Below are 16,259 nucleotides of genomic sequence, written 5' to 3' on the forward strand. Positions count from 1 at the left end.
CCTGAGGTATCCCCACAAAATTGCTAGTTAAAACAAAAAGATGAAATCAGAAGGAACATTCATGGCGTTCAGTGATCAGATCTATCGCCAAACAAACCTACCAAGGACACGCCATGAATGTTCTGCAAATGCTAACTCGTTTTGTCAAAACCGTCACGCCCAATATGCACAGTCAGCGCCGCCAGGCGCTTGAAGCGTGCGTGAAAAGTGCAGTGCATCAGAACAAGCTAACCATTACCCGGCTTGGCCGTGGAATTTGCGGTAAAGCTTATGAAAAACATAGAATTAAACGTGCTGACAGGCTTTGCTCTAATGGGCATTTATACCGTGAACTGCCGCTGATTTATGGTGCTTTGGTTAAACTTGTCTCTACGTCGCTGCCAAGGCCGGTTATTCTGGTTGATTGGTCTGATTTAGACGCCAGTCGGCGTCACTTCTTATTGCGGGCGTCATTAGCATTTGATGGTCGCTCGATAACGCTGTATGAGCAAGTCCATCCGCTATGCGGGAAAGAAAAACCGGCGATACATCTGGCATTTCTCCAGCACCTTAAAGCCATGCTGCCAGAGCAGTGTAAACCAATAATTGTCACCGATGCCGGCTTTCGTGTGCCTTGGTTTCGGCAAGTATTAAGTTTGAATTGGGACTATGTTGGCCGCATCCGCAACCGCACCCTGTATACCCTTGATAACGGCGATAACTGGCTGCCTTGCAAAGGGCTATATGCTCAGGCCGGGAGCAAACCACAGTGCTTAAAAAATGTCATGTTTACCAGAGGCAATCCACTGATGGCCAACTGGGTTCTGATGAAAACACCGGCTAAAGGCCGAAAACTCCTCAATCGATTCGGCCAGTCACGGCTTGATAAGCCCAGCAGGGATGCGGCGGCTGCCTCGCGGGAGCCATGGTTGCTGGCCACTTCACTGCCCACAGGTTCTGCTGCCCAGGCACAAGCAGTAGCGAACTGCTATGCATCTCGTATGCAGATTGAAGAAGGGTTCCGCGACCAAAAAAGTATCCGGTTTGGTTTGGGCATGTCGCTGCATGAATCGCGCTGTCATCAACGATTGGCGGTACTGGTACTCATTGGCACATTAGCGCTGTTTGCCATGAGTTTTATTGGCGTAGCGGCAGAGCAAGCGGGTTTGACCAAACGCTTCCAGGCTAACACTATCAAGCACCGACGGGTACTCAGCTACTGTTACATCGCGGCAAGGTTAATTCATCAGAGCGAACTTCGGATAACCCTAAAACACTGGCTATCCGGCATTCTTTACTTCAGACAAAGAACGGCAGAGTATGGATTGTGTTGGAGCTGAATTCGTGGGGATCCCTCAGGGTCGGAGCTAAAAATCGCTTTTTTTTGCAAATCACTGAAATATAGTGAATTAGCCCGATATACCTTAATTATTAGAGTCACCCATTAGCCTCTCGGAGTCAATAGAGTAACCAAACCCGCGCGCATGGTTAAGTGCGCGTATCTTTTCATCCCTGCAAGCCTATAACTGTCGCACCTTAGTTCTCTTTGGTGGTTGCGATGTATCGCACCAGCCACCCATCGGGATCAAGGCTCTGGACATACTGCATCCGGCCCCTGGCTACTTGTAGCCCCAGAAAACCCTCTGTTCTCCCGCCTGTCCAAGTGATGCAGCGTTGCTGAGACAGAACCATGGTTTTAAACCAACTCCTTTCTGGCTAGGGCAGCAGGCGATGTTACTAATTATTAGGGTCAGATAAAAATTAAACCTAATGCCTCAGCATCATTTAGTTTTGCTCTGACTCTATTGGAGTCAAAAGCCAGCCAATCTCGGTGGCTTGGCACTTGCGTTTTAGCCCACCCGGTACTTCGCGCTTTTCCAGACAGTTAAGATTGTAAACACTACTGTAGAGTTCATGCATCTCCAGGCTGTCAACAGAAAACGGCGGCCCTGCCAGTTGCGTTTGATCATACTCAAAGCAAATAACCAGTTGTGGCGCCCCCTGGCTGATGGTTATCAGGTGCTGTGCATAGCGCTGTCGCATAATGTCCGGCAAGGCTACCAGCGCGGCGCGGTCATATATAGCGGCAACCGCGCCCAGGGTGTGCTGTGACAACTGAAAAATATCGCCGACAAACACCTGCAGCTGTTCCGCACGATAATGCAGCAAGTTACCCTCGCCACTAACGCTGGGTGTTAGCCCCAGCTCCGCAAACAGTTCTTGCACAGCCATTTCGTTTAACTCGGCGCCAACGACCGAAGAACCCTGCGCCAATAGCCAGTGTATATCGAGGCTTTTACCGCACAGCGGCAGAAAAACCGTGGCGCCGGGCGCAATTTCAAGCTGATTAAACCAACTTACCAGCAAGGGATTAGCCGCCGCCTGATGAAAGGCAATTTCTCTTTTTTGCCATTTTTCCTGCCAGAACTCCGGGTGCACACGCCCTCCTTTTACTTTGCTGTGGACAGTTGGGCCAAGATGGGGTCAGTAACGTTGATATTTCTGTTAGCCACTTTTGCCTACATCAAACCAATGTCACTGACCCTATTGATTTTAAAACAGACGTTATATGCCTTTTACCAACACCGACGTTTTTCTTGATCCCACAAACCTTTTATCAGGATCATAGAAAGTTTCTACCAGTTCAAAGCCGGCTTTTCGCATCATGCCAGCGGAGGCCAAATTTTCTTCGTGTCGCTCAATATATACTTTACGGCACTGTTCTTCACGCGCGATACCTACGCACTTATTCAATAGCTTGCTGCCAATTCCTTTACCACTAAGCGTTACGCTAACTACCACATCACCGATATAAGCAATCGATGATAACTCAGAGTATTTACTTAATTTCGAAGGGCATGCGCTTTTTAAAATCAGCACAGCAAAGCCAAAGATTCCATCTTCTTCGGCCAGCACGGCTAATGCTTTTTTTTCGCGAATAAGGTCGAACTGTTGGTTAATACTGTCGGCGGTAATGTAATTCCACTCGTTAGCACCCTCTGTCAGCAGAAGCTCTCTCATTTGTTTGAAATCATCGTCATGCAGAGCTCTGGAATGTATTTTCATGTTCCACCAGTTTTATTTTATGGCAAGTTGTGGCGTACACCGCCGGGCATTTATCAACTTTAATAACTCCACCGTAGCCGTGGCATCATCCAGTGCACGGTGGTGGTGGGTGAGTTTAATGTCGAACTCTTCGCACAGCTTACCCAGGCTATAAGATGCCAGCCCCGGATAATAGCGCCGCATATTTACTACGGTACATAGCTGCGGCATATCAAAGGGTTGCTCTAAGCGGGCGAACTCGGCGCGGATAAAGCCGTAGTCGAACTTGGCGTTATGGGCAACAAACACCGCACCTTGCAGGAATTCGGCGAGCTTGCCAGCAATATCAGCAAAGCTGGGTGCATCGGCTACCATGGCGCTGTTAATACCGGTTAAGCGGGTAATAAAAGACGGGATATAACGGCCGGGGTTTAACAGAGTGCTAAAGGTAGCCAACACCTCGCCTGCCTGTACTTTAACTGCACCGATTTCGATAACGCGATCGGTCCCCGCTTTGCCGCCGGTGGTTTCGACATCCAGCACCACATATAGCCGGTTGGGGTCGACTATCCAGTGCAGTTTTTCTATCCGCGCGTTAAAGCCGGCGTTGTTAAGGGCTAACAGGCGGGCTAACTGGTGGCGCTGTATTTTATCGCCGGGCGCTTTTACTTCAATAAACTCAAGCTGGTTATCTTTGAGCAGAAACAGATCCGGGTAACCACTGCTATGGCGGCTAAAATCCTGCGCCATGGCGCGCAGTATTGGCACTAAGCTGCTTACACCCTGCACTTGGGGCGCATGTTGCAGTAGCGGCAGTAACTGCTCTGCCAAATCGCTGTGCCAGTAAAACAGACTGTTGGCTTTACCGTAATGCGCAGTTAACGCACTAAGCAGTATGGTGGCTGCTGTTGGCGCAGCCAGTTGCGTCAGCTTTTGCTCAATATCAGTGGCAAACTGCTGATAAAAACCGCCGGCGGCTAAGTTACGTGGCCGGCGCTCAAACGGGTTATGCAGTGCGCTGCCGCTATGCTCAAACAGTTCATGCCAGAACCACAGGCCAAACAGCGCCAGCCAGAGGTTATTCTCGGCATGAAATACCGTATAACCCTGTGCGGCGTAATGCGCCATTAAGCCCTGTTCGGCTTTACCCAGATACAACTCGTCTACCCCTACCAGCGGCGCATCGTGTAGTAATTGCGTAAGCTGCGACCGGCGCTTGTGCCCGGGTTTAGAGCCACTGCTGTCATCAGCAAATTTACGGCGGTAAAAATCTTCGGCAAACAGCCATTCTTCGTCGCAGCTTGGGTCATCTAATAACTGCTGTAAATACTGTTGGCAGCGCTGCTCGTCGCCTGTTTGGGCGTAAAGCCGGGCTAAACGCTCACTGGCCGGGAAACCATTGCTTTGCTGATAAAACGCGATGGCGATATCGTTCAGCTTATACTGCTCGGCCAGCTTACCCAGCTGATAACAGCGATCGCTGCGCTTTAGCAGTAAGGCGTTATCGTCTGGCAGTGGCCATTGTGCCACCGCATTAAGCCACTGGTTTAGCAGCGCTGTGGCGTTATCCGGCTGTTTTTTTAGTTGCTTGCCAAGTTCGATAATGGCCGGTTTGGCTTTGGCCAGCTGATAGGCCAGCTGTGCCTGCACGGCTTGCGTAAAGCGCGGGGTAAACTGCTGCTTAAACTGGCCGGTTTGGCGGATACCTAAATCACGCAGGGTAAATAGCGCCAAATTGGCTTCGATACGGCCAAAATAGAGGAAATAAATATAGTTAAGTGCATCCTGCCTTTGCAGCGCCACATAGCGCTGTGGCAGCCTGGCAATCAGTGCCAGCCAGTTAACCGGCAGTTTTAAGGCTGCACCCAGCAGTTGCGGTTTGGTTTGGCTTTTCTTAATACTGCTGATATCGGCCTGCGCAGTGTGTGTCTGCTCAGCGTTAGCCAGCTCTGCTTTTGCCAGTTGCAACAATTGCCATAAGGTGTCTTTAGATAAACGCAGCCAGAACCCAGCAAGATCAGGCTCAGTTAACGGTGCAATAAAACCGGCCTGGCTTAGCTCGTCCAGCACCGGCTCCGGCGGGCCAATTTCGCTGTAGCTAAGCTCGGTATCGGCAAATACTGTACCTTTGCGGTTTAGCATGCGTACCAGCAGTTGCTGTGCCGCTTCGCTTAAAACGGTAAAATCCCGTAGTAAGGTCTGGCTATCGGCGGTTAATACCCCCTGATAATGCGCCGCGACAAACTGCAGCAGCTCGTTAAAGTGCTGCAGGTAGTAACCACTGTCGAGTTCTTTGCGCGGCGCGGCCATTAATCCCCGGTCTGTGTTAAACAATAGTCATGTTAAGCAATAACAGTACTAACCAGATAACCGGTATAACCGATAAATACCGCCAGCAATATGCCGCCCTCTACCCGGTTTATCCGGCCCTGCTTTTTATAGCCGTAGCCCATAACAAACACAGCTGCGGTTAATACGGCCATTAAGGTCCAGTCACGGGTAAGCACTACAGCATCAACGGCCATTGGTTCTATAGCTGCAGCTATACCTACCACAGCCAGCGTATTAAACAGGTTTGAGCCAATAATGTTACCCAACGCAATATCGTGCTCGCCTTTTTTAATGGCAATTAACGACGATGCCAGCTCGGGCAGCGAGGTGCCAATGGCCACTACCGTTAAACCAATAACCAGATCGCTAACGCCTAATCCCTGGGCAATAAACACGGCGCCATAAACCAGCATGCGCGAGGCAACAATTAACAGCACCAAACCCACCAGCAACCAGATAATGGCCTGCTTTAATGTCATTTTGCTGCTGTCGGCCAGTTCATCACCCATCTCGGTTGCCAGCGCATCCTGCGGGTTGCGCATGCCCTGCCAGATTGACCAGCCCATTAACACAAAGAATACGCCAAGCAGACACCAGGCGTCGAAGCTGTTTAGCTGATGATCAAACAGCAACCAACCGGCAAACAGGGTTACCAGCATTAAAATAGGCAGCTCTTTACGCAGCACCTGCGAGTGCACAGCAATGGGGCTAAGCAGGGCAACCAGGCCCAGGATCAGCGCAATATTGGTAATGTTAGAACCATAAGCATTACCCAGCGCCAGTGCTGGGTTGCCGTCGGCGGCAGCCATGGCCGACACCACCATTTCCGGTGCTGAGGTACCAAAACCGACAATGAGCATACCAATTAATAACGGCGGCATACCGGCATAACGGGCGGTGGCGGCTGCACCATCGACAAAGCGGTCGGCACTCCATACCAGCAGTGCTAAACCGGCAATTAACGCAACTACTGCCAATAACATTTTTTGTCCTTAACTTAGCGGATAACTTTGCTCAGCATAGCATGCAGTTATTTTAGCGCGAAGCGGCGGCAAGGCCTTTTTGAAACTAAAGGTTAAACAGGTTAAGCTTTGCCGCAACCTTGCTATGGAGTACACCATGACCACGTTAATTACTATTTTAGCCCTGCTGTTTGCTGCGCTGTTTATTCTGGTTACGCTGGCAGAAAAATACGGCAGCCGCGACACGGAAAAAACCGCCAAACTCAGCCGTTATATTATTCCGCTGATGATTGCACTGGTGGCGGCACAGGTGATCCGCTTTGTGTTTTTCCCTGAACACGGCTAAGCACCGTTATCAGTAGCGCCGGTAAAAATGTCAGGCTGATCAGCGTAGAAAACAACAAACCACACAGCACAATAATACCGACACCGCGATACAGCTCGGTGCCCTCACCGGGAATAAGCACCAGCGGAGCCAAACCAAAAACGGTGGTAGCAGTAGACATTAATATCGGCCTAAGCCGAGTGGCCACCGCCTGCAGCACCGCGTCGGTTACCGCCATTTTGCCACCACGCAGGTTGTTGCGGCTTTGATCGACAATTAAAATCGGGTTATTAACCACGGTACCCAGCAGAATTAAAAAGCCCAGCATGGTAATCATATCAAACGGCTGATGAAAACCGCCCAACCCCACCAACGCCAAAGCACTGCTGACACCATTAACAGCCGCCAGGCCAACCAAAGCGCCGGCCAGCCCCAACGGCACAGTAGCCAAAATAAACAGCGGGTAACCCCAGTGAGTAAAAATGGCTACCAGCAGCAGATAAATTAATACAATGGCGATGGCAAAGTTACTGCCGAGTGCCGCTTTGGTTTCATCCAGTTGATCAGAAGCGCCGGAGATATCCAGCGTAACGCCGCTGGCGATCGCACCATCGCGTTGTAACTGCGGCACCAATTGCTGCTGCACTATGGCTACTGCTGTTTCCAATGCAACCTCGCGCGGCGGCACTATGTACAGCGTTACGGTACGGCGGCCGTCAACCCGGCGCAGGGTGTCACTGTCGGCTACCTCAACCAGATCTGCCAGACTATTTAGCGGCAATATGGCGCCCTGTGGCGTTAATACCGGGGTTTGCGCCAATCTGGACAGGCTTTGTTCGGCGCCGGCGCTACTAAACAGAAAAATATCGACTTTATCATCGGCCAGAAAAAACTCGTCGACAAAGGCGCCATCACTGAGCGCCGATACAGCAAAGCCAAAATCGGCCGCACTAAAATTAAGCTCAGCCAGACGCTGCCAGCGCGGACGGATTTCAATCAGCGGCTGATCCAACGACAACGACGCTGGCTCTGAGCTTAGCTGCGGATTGTCAAACAGCTGGCTTGCCGCCACATAGGCGGCATCTGCGGTACTGTATAAACTGGCTAAATCAGGCCCGGAAATATCCAGCGCCACCGCACGGGTGCCGCCATCATTGCTGCTGATAATTGAGCCGCGTGCCGAAAATGCCCGCATACCGGGATACTGGCGGAATTTTTCGGTTATTGCGTCCATCATGGCGCCAATATCCTGCGCCCGGGTCGGTTCGCTCATCACCCAAATCCGCCCTACCGATACACTAAGCGAATAATACTGTAGCGATGGCATTGTGGTTTCACCGCGGTCAAACAACGCCGGATCGGCATTTACCTGCGCCGTCAGATAAGTACGGACTTCCTTCGCTATCGCTGCCATTTCCGACAGGTTATAACCGGGCGGCGCTATCATTGACGAAAAAGCTTTTGGTTCTTCGCCCTCGGGTAAATATTCGGCCGGTGGCATTAAATACCAAGCAGCGCCCAGTGTTAACAGCGCGGTAAGTGTCAACACCAAGCCACGCCGCATTCGGGTACGGATCACCGCCTGCACCAGGCGGAAAATAGCGCCGGGGGTCAGGCTCTGGCTGGTGTCACCGATGCTGTCCTGGTGCATAGCCGCGCTTTTACCAAAGCCCAGCCGGGCAATGGCGGCCGGTACCACAAACACCGCCACCAGCATGGAAGCGATAATGGCCGCCGCAATGGCAATGGCGATATCGGAGTACAGTTGGCCGGCTTCCTGCTCGACAAATAAAATCGGCATAAATACCAGCACGGTAGTCAGGGTAGAGGCCAGTACAGCAGGCCAGACATCCCGCACACCGGCAATGGCACCTTCAATGCGGTCCAGGCCGCGCCGTCGTGCCTGCTCGATGCTTTCCAGCACCACTATGGTGTTATCGACCGTCATGCCAATAGCAAAGGCGACACCGGCCAGCGAAATAACGTTGATGGTGCGGCCAAACGCCAGCAGGCCTAAAAACGCCGCTATGGTACAAATGGGTATGCCAATCACTCCCACCAGCGTGGCGCGGCCAGAGCGTAAAAACAGATACATGACAAAAGTTGCCAACGAGGCACCCAAAGCAAGGTTAACCCAGACATTGGCGATGGAGTCTTCAACGTAGCGTACATCGTCGCCTATCAGCATCAGCTGCAAGCCATTAGGTGCCAGCATATCGCGGTTAATTTGCTCCACCACCTGCAGCATGCCTTGCTTAATGTTAATGACATTTGAGCCGGGCTCACGCCGTACCGACAACCCCAGCGTTTGTTCGCCATCGGCAAACGACAAATTACGTACTTCAAAGTGATCCAGCACTATGGTCGCGACATCTTTCAGCCGCACCTGATTATCACCTTGCTGGGTAAGAATAAGATTTTCCAGCTCGTCGATACGGTCAAAACGCCCCACCATCCGCAGCAAATAACGGCGCTTACCACTGTCGATATCGCCGGCCGAGCTGTCACGGTTGCGGGCACGAATGGCGTCACGCACGTCGGTCAGGCTAATGCCGCGCTGCGCCAGTCTGGCCGGGTCAACCAACACCTGCACCTGACGCTCGGCACCGCCGCTAACGCCGACTTCTGATACGCCCGGCACCCGTTCCATTTGCGGCCGCACATAGTCGTCGGCGTAATCGCGCAGCATATCCATATCCAGCTTAAGCGGGTTGCCGCTTAGTGGCATCAGGCGAAAATACATAAAAGCATTGCTGGAATAGGAACTGCTAAATAAGCGGGGCTGGTCAACATTTTCCGGGTAAGCCGATACCTGGCTTAGCGCATTGCTGACGCGGATCAGTGCTTCGTTTACGTCTACCCCAAAAGGAAACTCCAGCTCTACCTCTGCCGAGCCGGTACTGGCGCGCGATACCATGCGCTTTAAATTCGGCAGGGTGCGTAAATAGCGCTCCTGCTCAATTAGAATTTCTTTTTCTACATCCTGAGGGGTGGCGCCGGGCCAGCCGGTTACCACACTGATGGTGCGTACTTCCAGATCGGGGATCATCTGCACCGGAATACGCAGTGCTGCCACAATGCCCAGTACGCAAATAATTAATACCGCTACGGTAAGAATAGTGCCACGGCGAATACCGGCTTCCAGCATGGCTTACTCCTTATCGTCGCTAAGTACGCGCACAGCCTGGCCGTCGCGCAGTGTTTCATTGCCGCGTACTACCACCGCTTGCCCTTTAGGCAGGCCGGACAGAATTTCTACCCCCTGCTCACTGCTACGGCCCAGCGTAACGTTGTGGCGGTAGGCTTTATTATCGCGGATAGCAAACAGGCTGAAATTACCGTCCGGGTGGCGCAGTAAAGCATCGGGCGGCACTACCAATACCGTGGCATCATCACGCTCAAAATAAAAGGTAGCGCTGGCAGAGGTGCCCGGCAGCAGCACCTGCTGCCCGTCGGTCACTTCAAGCCGGGCCAGAAAACTGCGGGCACTGCTACTCCCTACCGGCACGGTGGCCAGCAGCTTAGCACTGAGTTTTTCAGCGGGCAGCATATCGGCACGTACTTCAATACGGCGCAGTGCCGACAGCGCGGCAAAATACTCCTGCGGTACCTGTACATCCAGCAATAGCGGCGCAAGGCTGACCAGTTGCAACACCGGTGTACCCAACGCCACCCATTCCCCCACATCTGTAGTTCGCTGGGCAATAACACCGGCAAAAGGTGCGGTAAGAGTATGGCGGGCGACAATTTCCTGCTGTTGCTGCTGCTCAGCTTTAGCCTGTTGCAACATAGCGTCGGCCTCGGCCAGTGCGGCCCGGCGCAGGCTTAATTCGGTTTGTGGAAAAAGTTGTTGCTCGGTCAGTTTTTCTGCTTCAGTTACCAGACGCAGGCGCTCGGTTTGCAGCACCTGGGCCGCACTTAATGCGGCCTGGCGCTGCGCCAGCTCGTGTTGTGCCAGAGCGGTATCCAGTTTCAGCAGCGGCTGGCCTTTTTTCACCGTGCTACCGGCATCAACCAGCAATTCGGCCACTAAACCGGCGGTGCGGCTGGACAAACTGGCATCCTGCTGCGCGGTTAAGCTACCGCTGAGTACCAATTGCTCTGACAGGCCCTGTTCCTGCGGCATAGCTACCCGTACCGGCACTTGCTCCTGAGCCTGCACCATTATTGACACTGTATTGCAAAGCAAAGCTGTTGCTATCAACCAACGCATAACGCATCCCTAACCAAATAAGAACTGTTCTTAATAAGCTAGAGAGTATGCCGTAAAGCGGGTTTCAGATCACTTTTTTGTTAGTTATAACCTTAGTGCCAGCTAAGCGGATTCAGCCGGTAAAAGCGGCTCAACTGCTGATACAGCTGCGGGTGTAGCGCAGATAGCTGCTGCGGCTGTTCAAAGAATACTTCGCTTATTACCGCAAAAAACTCGGCCGGGTTAGTGGCGCCGTAGTGATCAAACAAACTGCCCTCACCTTTTACTGCCTGCAGCTGCAAGGTGTTGAATTCGGCTGCCATAATGCCGGACCACTGCTGATAGTCGCTGCTGCGCTCAAGCAGCGGCGCACCATTGGCAATGCCTTTTTCCTGATCCAATTGATGAGCAAACTCATGGATCACCACATTGCGGCCATCACAAGGGTTCGCAGCACCGTTTAGCGTGTCGGCCCAGCTTAAAATAACCTTGCCCAGGCCCCAGGATTCGCCCGACAGCACCCGGCGCTGTTCATGCATTACCCCGGCGCTGTCTGCACTGTTACCACTGACCACAAAAGCGGCAGGATACAGCAGAATTTGTTTTAGTTTCGGGTAGTAGTAATCTGGCCGGTTTAGCAACAATAAGCAGGCCTGCGCTGCTATGGTTACGCGCATTTCATCGGTAACGGTTAAACCTTCGCAGCCGATAAATTGTTTTTCGGCCACAAATACCTGGATATGTTTTTTCAGCTGCAGCTGTAAATCGGCCGGTAAGGCGCGAAAATAAGGCAGGCGGCGTTTTAAAATATCACGCCAGGGCGCCGGAAAGGGTTTGGCCATCAGTTGTTTGCGTTTATAACGCTGCCAGTACGGCGATAATAGCACCAGCGCGATGATCGCTGCGCCCAGTAACACTGTAATCAGGATAGCCAAGCTTCACCTCAGACTAAGGCAACGGTATGCTGCCAGCACTATGCTGCAAGTTTATTGCTACCAGCTTAATGTGGCGTTGAGCATGCTTTTTCAAGTTCGGCAGGCTTTAGCCAACAAACCGCCATAGCAGAACTTTGTTCCGGCAGTGGCCTCTAATGGCAGTAATTAATAAAGGACATTCAATGTTTCAGTTATTTAAAACCTTGCTTGATAAAGTAAATGATGGCTTGTCTGCTCCGGCCGCCAGCAAAACAACTTATGGCCTGACAGAAGCCGAACTGGCTTGTGTGTCGTTAATGCTAATGGTGGCACACGCTGACTTTAGCAGCAGTAATGAAGAACTGGCGTTGGCAGAGCAGTATGTAAAACGTGAATTTAACTTGTCTGGGGCTGACACTAAAGCGGTAGTAGCACTGGCTGAACAGCAAGCCAAAGACGCTACCTCGCTGCACCAGTTTACCGCGCAGTTAAAACAATTGAGTTATGAAGCCAGGCTGGCGCTGCTGGATAGCTTATGGCAGCAGGCATACGCCGACGGTGTGCTGGACCCGAATGAAGAAGCTATGCTGCGTAAAATTGCTGACTTATTGTTTATCCGCCACGGTGACTATATTCAGGCCAAGCTGGCTGTATGTGGCGAATAATCTGCTTTATCACCTTACGAAGAAGAACCGGCTTGCCACACTTAACAACTTCAGCCGGTTAATCTTCCCGCTTACGCAGCACTTCGCCTTCAATTACACTGCGTGGTTGTTCAGATGATTGCCCAGCCGAGCCTGCGCCAGCTTGCTGGTGTTGCTGCCAGGCTTTAATTTTAGCGCGGTGGCGAAACAGCAGTATTGGAATTAAAATCCAGCTTAGCAACAGCATAAACACCAAAATAGCCGCACCGGCCAGCAACATCAGCCCCAGTATTAACCAAGCCAGTAAGCGCTGCAGCGGGCCCGCACTCTGGCGCCGGGCATACATTTGCTGCCACTGACTACCTTGCTGTTTAAACGATGAAAACATAATTACCTCAATTCAGGCCTTTGCCCACAAGTATACAGCCTTAGTGTGGGTGATGGCGCTGAAGTTCAACCCCAGCCCGGCTAACTGGCTGCTATACTTGGTGCCAGCTACAAGACACTGTGGATCATGAATATGTTCTTAGCTTTGTCACTCAGCACCTTAATTGTTATTTCTGACGTAGGCGGCGCAGTGCTGCTGGGTACCAATGTGCCTGCCAACAGTGCTAACACCAGCCATCAGCAAATTAACTGCATTATGCAGCAAACCCAGCAGCCTTATAAGTTATTACCCATGCCCTGGCGCCGGGCCAAACAAGAAGTAAAAATAGGCCGTATTGACGGTTACTTTACCGCTATTCCCAACGATGAAATGAATGATCATGCCACGTTGTCGGCGCCGTTGTTTCTGGAAAACTGGTACTGGTTCTGGCATCCGCGCCATAGCGGGCCAGACAGCGGCAAAGTGCGCTACGGCGCTATTTTGGGCAGCCATCAGGCCGACTGGTTTAACAGCCAGCACTACAAACTGGAAGTAGAAGTCAGTGACATTGCCCAGTTGGTGCAGTTGTTAGCCATAGGGCGTATTGATGCCGTGCTGGCCGATCTGGAAGAGTTTACTCACACCGCCAGCCGGTTAAAACTGCCAGCCGATCAGTTTGAGCAACGCTTTTTTCGTTATGTGCCGCTGGGAGTATATTTTTCGCAATTGCGCTTACAACAAAAGCCGGGGTTTATGCGCCACTTTAATGCTGCTGTGCATTTATGTGCTTCTGCGCCTTTTGCACTGGCGCAGAGCGAGCAGCAACAAATTCTCACCTTACTGCTTGGCAGCGTACAACAACTGGCCCGCGACAGAACCTTGCTCGACGCAGTACAACAGCAAAACCGTGCGGCACTAACACTGGCACACATTCGCCAGCAAGACGCCCTTTGGCAACAAGAATTACAGCAGGGACAAAACAAAAGCGACCTGGCGCATCAGCTATTACAAACTAAAGCGTCAGCCCAGCTGCGCCAATGGCAAGACAGCTATAACGGCCTGGTTACAGAAGTGATCCTGATGGACAATCAGGGCGCTAATGTGGCTATAAGCGAAATAACAACAGACTACTGGCAGGGCGATGAAACGCCATTTCTCAGCGTGTTTGGCCAGCAAAGTGACTATTTTATCGATGTGGTGGAATATGATCAGTCCACGAGGCGTTTTCAGGTAAAACTGAGCATACCGCTGGTTGATGCACAACGCCGCCATATCGGCGCGCTCAGCATTGGTGTTGATGTTGAGCGCGCCCTGTCGGCAAACTGATTATTCGGCTTTATTACTCAGTGCCCAGCGCACTATATCGCCCCAGGACGGTTCTTTACCGTACATTTGCATACCACGTAAAAACACCCGGCCAGCAACGCGGCGCATCCAGTACACGGTGGCCAGCAGTAACAGTAACGACAGCAGCGGTTGCCACCAGGGCACTGTTACCATGGCCATTTTTACCGGCATAGCAGCAAAAGACGTTAGCGGTATAAAGCTAAGCAGGGTCATCCCCATACCTGCCGGGCTGTCGATAACGATAAAGGTTAGTATCATTGGCAGCCAGGTAATCATCATTACCGCACTTTTACCGCTGTTGTTCGGATCATCAATCGATGCCGCTATCGCGCCCATAAAGCTGGCGCACAATACTACGCCCAGCAGCGCAAACGGTATAAGCCACAGCACCACACTGATATCAAGCCAGCTTAAATCGACGGTTTTCTTCGCAAACAGGCTAACCACAGCAAACGACAGCAACATCACCAAAGCCGAGGTAAGCATGGCTTTAAGGGCACTGAAACTGTGCCCCAGCACTTTGCCATCCATCCATTGCTGTGGTGTTACTATGGCATACAGTTGTTCGGTTACCCGCTGCTGTTTCTCACCGGTAATACTAACCAGCACCTGGCCAAAGGCCGTACTTAAGCCGACAAACAGCAAAATTAACGCGCCGATGGCAATCATTTTTTCCGGGGTGTCTTTGCCTTTGTAGGCTTGATCCAGATAACGGGTTTCAATCTGTACCGGTTGCTCCAGTGCAAGCAGTTGTGCGCCGTCCAGCCCCATTTGTTGTGCGGCCAGATGCCGGTAATATTTTTGTAGCACTTCGTCCAGCTGTTGCAACCATTTTTTACCGGTAAGAGTATGCACGATCAGTTGGCCGTCCTGCAGGCTGATCACAGCATGCCAGGAGTCATCGCTTTGCATCTGCATAAGTTGTGTTTCCAGCGCTATGCCGGGGCGCTGAAACTGAAATTGCTCTGTGTTGGTTATTTGCAGCTCTTGTGGCACTGCAATGCGATATTGCTGCTGGCTCTCATCGGTAAAAAAACTCCACAATGCTATTGCAGCAATGACGGCCAGCATCAGCAAGTACGACACCAGTTGCTGTTTCCATTTAAAAAAGCGTAAAAACTCCCACCTGGCCACAATTAAACTTTGCCGCGATATCATAGCGCTACCTCCGGTTTATGCCTGGCCATTGCCGCCAGGTATAACTGATGTAAATCGGCCGACTGCATTTCTACCAGGGTCAGCTCACCGTATTGCAGTAGCTGTTTCAGAGCATCCGACACGCTGGCCTGCTCTGCCAGCGTTAGCAGATAATGCCGCGCCTGCAGTTGTTGCACACTGACAATAGCGTCCAGTTGCTCTAACTGCGCCAGATTTACCTCGCTGCTAAAGCCCACTTTCATCTGACGCTGATTTTGGCTTTGTTGCTGAATTTGCTGCAAGGTACCGGCCAGCACAACCTGGCCCTGTGCCATCAGCAGCATATGGTCGGCCAGCTTTTCTACCATTGCCATCTGGTGGGCGCTTAAGATCACTGTCATGCCTTTGGCTTTTAGTTGCTGTAAAAACAGCACGACTTTTTCCTGGTTGATCGGATCAAGCCCGGAGAAGGGTTCGTCCAGAATAACCAGCGCCGGCTGGTGCAATACGGCAGCAATCAGTTGTACCTTTTGCTGATTGCCCTTCGACAGCTGTTTTAACTCGTCGTGACGCCGCGCTGTCAGTTCAAATACGTCCAGCCAGTATTCCATTTCACTGAGGGCTTTGTTTTTGCTTAAACCATGGAGCTGCGCCAGATACAGCAGGTTTTTTTCTATGCTTTTGTCCGGGTACAGGCCTCTGTCTTCCGGCAGGTAACCCAGCAGGCGGCGTGGCACATGGTCGTAATGCTGGCTCTGATAACTGATCATAATGCTGCCGCTGTCAGGCTTGGTCATACCTACCAGCATACGGATAATGGAAGATTTACCGGCGCCATTTGGGCCTAACAAGGCAAAAATTTCGCCGCTGTTAATATGAAAGCTGACATTTTTCACAGCCTGCACCGAGCTGTAGGCTTTATTAATAGCGGTAACAATTAACTGCATGTAGGTTTCCTGTTAATAACGTAGCGGCAAGCTTATCACCGGCAAAGCGGTCTATTCCAACGGCAAAGT

14 protein-coding genes are annotated in these 16,259 nt (G+C 51.6%); 4 read left to right on the forward strand and 10 right to left on the reverse strand.

Annotated elements, in window-relative coordinates; translation table 11 throughout:
- The first annotated feature begins 113 nt into the window (after positions 1–113).
- Positions 114–1,319, forward strand: a complete 1,206-nt coding sequence (locus BLW68_RS17185) for an IS4 family transposase (RefSeq protein ID WP_092796000.1) — start codon at positions 114–116, stop codon at positions 1,317–1,319.
- A gap of 445 nt (positions 1,320–1,764) precedes the next feature.
- Here the strand turns inward: BLW68_RS17185 and tmpT are convergent, their stop codons facing one another.
- From tmpT to BLW68_RS17205, 4 genes are all read right to left on the reverse strand, one after another.
- On the reverse strand, positions 1,765–2,418 hold the full coding sequence (tmpT, locus tag BLW68_RS17190; RefSeq protein ID WP_092796002.1) for a thiopurine S-methyltransferase: 654 nt from the start codon (positions 2,416–2,418) through the stop codon (positions 1,765–1,767).
- A gap of 126 nt (positions 2,419–2,544) precedes the next feature.
- Complete coding sequence (locus BLW68_RS17195) at positions 2,545–3,045, reverse strand: GNAT family N-acetyltransferase (protein WP_092796005.1); 501 nt, start codon at positions 3,043–3,045, stop codon at positions 2,545–2,547.
- A 12-nt stretch (positions 3,046–3,057) separates the two neighbouring features.
- Entirely contained in the window at positions 3,058–5,334 is a 2,277-nt protein-coding gene (locus BLW68_RS17200; RefSeq protein WP_092796008.1) for an exonuclease domain-containing protein, read from the reverse strand.
- Positions 5,335–5,366: 32 nt separating this feature from the next.
- Entirely contained in the window at positions 5,367–6,338 is a 972-nt protein-coding gene (locus BLW68_RS17205; protein WP_092796010.1) for a calcium/sodium antiporter, read from the reverse strand.
- Positions 6,339–6,474: 136 nt separating this feature from the next.
- Between BLW68_RS17205 and BLW68_RS17210 the strand changes: the two genes are divergently transcribed.
- Positions 6,475–6,663, forward strand: a complete 189-nt coding sequence (locus BLW68_RS17210) for a hypothetical protein (protein WP_092796178.1) — start codon at positions 6,475–6,477, stop codon at positions 6,661–6,663.
- Here BLW68_RS17210 and BLW68_RS17215 read toward each other — a convergent pair.
- The 3 genes from BLW68_RS17215 to BLW68_RS17225 form a co-directional block, all read right to left on the reverse strand.
- Positions 6,593–9,790 (reverse strand): efflux RND transporter permease subunit, encoded by a 3,198-nt coding sequence (locus BLW68_RS17215; protein WP_092796012.1) that lies wholly within the window; start codon positions 9,788–9,790, stop codon positions 6,593–6,595. The two genes, BLW68_RS17210 and BLW68_RS17215, sit on opposite strands and share 71 nt — an antisense overlap.
- A gap of 3 nt (positions 9,791–9,793) precedes the next feature.
- Positions 9,794–10,855, reverse strand: coding sequence for an efflux RND transporter periplasmic adaptor subunit (locus tag BLW68_RS17220; protein ID WP_092796014.1), 1,062 nt, complete (start codon positions 10,853–10,855; stop codon positions 9,794–9,796).
- 92 nt (positions 10,856–10,947) lie between these two features.
- Positions 10,948–11,769 carry a M90 family metallopeptidase gene (locus BLW68_RS17225; protein ID WP_092796016.1) on the reverse strand — a complete coding sequence of 274 codons (822 nt, stop codon included), beginning with the start codon at positions 11,767–11,769 and terminating at the stop codon, positions 10,948–10,950.
- Positions 11,770–11,951: 182 nt separating this feature from the next.
- On the opposite strand from BLW68_RS17225, the gene BLW68_RS17230 reads away from it, so the two are divergent.
- Positions 11,952–12,413, forward strand: a complete 462-nt coding sequence (locus tag BLW68_RS17230) for a tellurite resistance TerB family protein (protein WP_092796019.1) — start codon at positions 11,952–11,954, stop codon at positions 12,411–12,413.
- A 58-nt stretch (positions 12,414–12,471) separates the two neighbouring features.
- On the opposite strand, the gene BLW68_RS17235 is transcribed toward BLW68_RS17230, so the two are convergent.
- Complete coding sequence (locus tag BLW68_RS17235; RefSeq protein WP_218141401.1) at positions 12,472–12,780, reverse strand: hypothetical protein; 309 nt, start codon at positions 12,778–12,780, stop codon at positions 12,472–12,474.
- Positions 12,781–12,906: 126 nt separating this feature from the next.
- On the opposite strand from BLW68_RS17235, the gene BLW68_RS17240 reads away from it, so the two are divergent.
- A complete protein-coding gene (locus tag BLW68_RS17240; RefSeq protein WP_092796024.1) occupies positions 12,907–14,085 on the forward strand; it encodes a substrate-binding periplasmic protein in 1,179 nt (392 codons plus the stop codon).
- Here BLW68_RS17240 and BLW68_RS17245 read toward each other — a convergent pair whose 3' ends face one another.
- Positions 14,086–15,264, reverse strand: a complete 1,179-nt coding sequence (locus BLW68_RS17245) for an ABC transporter permease (protein ID WP_092796026.1) — start codon at positions 15,262–15,264, stop codon at positions 14,086–14,088. It abuts the gene before it with no gap.
- The gene (locus tag BLW68_RS17250) at positions 15,261–16,190 is read right to left on the reverse strand and encodes an ABC transporter ATP-binding protein (protein WP_092796029.1); all 930 of its coding nucleotides are present in this window, start codon (positions 16,188–16,190) and stop codon (positions 15,261–15,263) included. Before BLW68_RS17250 ends, BLW68_RS17245 begins: the two co-directional genes overlap by 4 nt.
- Positions 16,191–16,259: the final 69 nt, after the last annotated feature.

Source organism: Rheinheimera pacifica, assembly GCF_900108485.1.
Lineage (GTDB): Bacteria > Pseudomonadota > Gammaproteobacteria > Enterobacterales > Alteromonadaceae > Alishewanella > Alishewanella pacifica.

What these genes read in the sequence shown, in the direction of transcription:
- BLW68_RS17185 (WP_092796000.1), top strand. Translation starts at nt 114, where the DNA reads ATGAATGTTCTGCAAATGCTAACTCGTTTTGTCAAAACCGTCACGCCC.
- BLW68_RS17195 (WP_092796005.1), bottom strand. Translation starts at nt 3,045, where the DNA reads ATGAAAATACATTCCAGAGCTCTGCATGACGATGATTTCAAACAAATG.
- BLW68_RS17200 (WP_092796008.1), bottom strand. Translation starts at nt 5,334, where the DNA reads ATGGCCGCGCCGCGCAAAGAACTCGACAGTGGTTACTACCTGCAGCAC.
- BLW68_RS17205 (WP_092796010.1), bottom strand. Translation starts at nt 6,338, where the DNA reads ATGTTATTGGCAGTAGTTGCGTTAATTGCCGGTTTAGCACTGCTGGTA.
- BLW68_RS17210 (WP_092796178.1), top strand. Translation starts at nt 6,475, where the DNA reads ATGACCACGTTAATTACTATTTTAGCCCTGCTGTTTGCTGCGCTGTTT.
- BLW68_RS17215 (WP_092796012.1), bottom strand. Translation starts at nt 9,790, where the DNA reads ATGCTGGAAGCCGGTATTCGCCGTGGCACTATTCTTACCGTAGCGGTA.
- BLW68_RS17220 (WP_092796014.1), bottom strand. Translation starts at nt 10,855, where the DNA reads ATGCGTTGGTTGATAGCAACAGCTTTGCTTTGCAATACAGTGTCAATA.
- BLW68_RS17230 (WP_092796019.1), top strand. Translation starts at nt 11,952, where the DNA reads ATGTTTCAGTTATTTAAAACCTTGCTTGATAAAGTAAATGATGGCTTG.
- BLW68_RS17235 (WP_218141401.1), bottom strand. Translation starts at nt 12,780, where the DNA reads ATGTTTTCATCGTTTAAACAGCAAGGTAGTCAGTGGCAGCAAATGTAT.
- BLW68_RS17240 (WP_092796024.1), top strand. Translation starts at nt 12,907, where the DNA reads ATGAATATGTTCTTAGCTTTGTCACTCAGCACCTTAATTGTTATTTCT.
- BLW68_RS17245 (WP_092796026.1), bottom strand. Translation starts at nt 15,264, where the DNA reads ATGATATCGCGGCAAAGTTTAATTGTGGCCAGGTGGGAGTTTTTACGC.
- BLW68_RS17250 (WP_092796029.1), bottom strand. Translation starts at nt 16,190, where the DNA reads ATGCAGTTAATTGTTACCGCTATTAATAAAGCCTACAGCTCGGTGCAG.